Below are 1359 nucleotides of genomic sequence, written 5' to 3'. Positions count from 1 at the left end.
GCGTACCCAGGTGATCCGGCTGCACGTAGGTCAGCTCCGGCACGCCGGTAGTCGGCACATTGATCAGCGCCACCGGGTAGTTGTCCAGCCAGATGGCCTGCTGCTGCGCTTGGCCCGTGGCCGAGTAATTGCCCAGCCACTGCCCTGCTTCGTCGTACAGGGTGATCTGCGCTGCGCCACCGGCCGGGGTACGCAGCACGCGCTCACCGCGATGATTGTAGGCGTAGCTTTCCAGTACGGAATTGCCCTGCTTCACCGCGTTCATGCGGTTGGCATCGCTGTAGGTGAACGTCTTGCCGCCGATGCTGGTGGTGTTGCCCACCGCGTCATGGCTGCGCGCTTCGCCGCCCACGGCTGTCAACCGGTGGCTGGTTGCGGGTTCATTCATGCTGAACAAAGCGGCTTCCAGCCTCCTGGAATTCCTTACAACCGCGCCTTCCTTCCGCCTCGGCGAAGCGGACTTTTCTTCTTGCCAATCAGCATCGAAGCAACAATAAACATGGCGCCGCCGATGATCCACACCACCCCAATTATTTTATTGTAATGCGCCTGCCCTACCAGTCGAATAATCGACATATATAGATCACAGTTCACTCGACAAGGCCCTGTCCCAACCAATGCGCCGCCAATTACAGCCAGGCCAAATGCTATCGTAACAAGCCCCACCAGAATTCCAAATGCTCGCAAAATCATTTACTTACCTCCGCGACCGCCAGTTTATTATGGAGTCTCGAACCAGATCAATCAGATCAAGAGGATCCGCCTCGGGATTAGATAGTAGAGGATGCGAGGGATTAGAATAATATGGAGTTAGGCACTGACACCCTCTTGAATGGACCTGCGCAACGGTTGGATTCGATGGAAAGCCCCCCCTCATGACGTCACCACTTGCGCACTGATTTTGATCATTTCTACAGACCTCAGCCGCACAATACTGAGTATAGTCATGCTCACTTATGAGGCTCGCAGCATTCTCCAACGACCCCACTTCCTCGGGCGAAAGTCCGCGCGAGTAAATTGGATTCGTATGTGAGTTTGACTCGATTGCCTGACGTTGGGCACGCACAGCAACTCTCCTTTGAGCGGAGTTACCGCCACCCTGTCGCGCAAGACTTGGCGGCCTTCCGCCTTTCAGGCCCATGGAGTCCTCGTTGGACAGTGGATCACCATCGACATAAGAGTACAGTGAGTACCCACCCCTGAGCCCAATCGGATCACTCTGCGAATACCGTCCCGCCGCCGGGTCGTACTCGCGCTGGTAGTTGTAGAACAACCCACTTGTATCCGTCGCCTGCTGGCCCGGGAAGCGCAGCGCCAGTTCAAACGCCACACCATCGCCATCTGGATCGGCACTTGGGA

At 56.5% G+C, this 1359-nt stretch carries 2 protein-coding genes and 1 pseudogene; all 3 read right to left on the bottom strand.

Annotated features, from left to right (window positions below):
• Positions 1–379 (bottom strand): annotated as a pseudogene (locus KXV01_RS19970) (hypothetical protein); the annotation flags it as partial.
• A 44-nt stretch (positions 380–423) separates the two neighbouring features.
• Complete coding sequence (locus KXV01_RS19965; protein ID WP_146256744.1) at positions 424–693, bottom strand: hypothetical protein; 270 nt, start codon at positions 691–693, stop codon at positions 424–426.
• Positions 694–697: 4 nt separating this feature from the next.
• On the bottom strand, positions 698–1359 hold a 662-nt coding region (locus KXV01_RS19960; protein WP_263468020.1), incomplete at its 5' end, for an RHS repeat-associated core domain-containing protein.

It is taken from the genome of Stenotrophomonas sp. Ps181 (genome assembly GCF_025697425.1).
GTDB lineage: Bacteria > Pseudomonadota > Gammaproteobacteria > Xanthomonadales > Xanthomonadaceae > Stenotrophomonas > Stenotrophomonas sepilia.
This window is presented reverse-complemented; position numbering and strand designations above follow the sequence as displayed.

Coding starts and splice junctions, on each gene's coding strand:
- KXV01_RS19965 (WP_146256744.1), bottom strand. CDS start 693: ATGATTTTGCGAGCATTTGGAATTCTGGTGGGGCTTGTTACGATAGCA.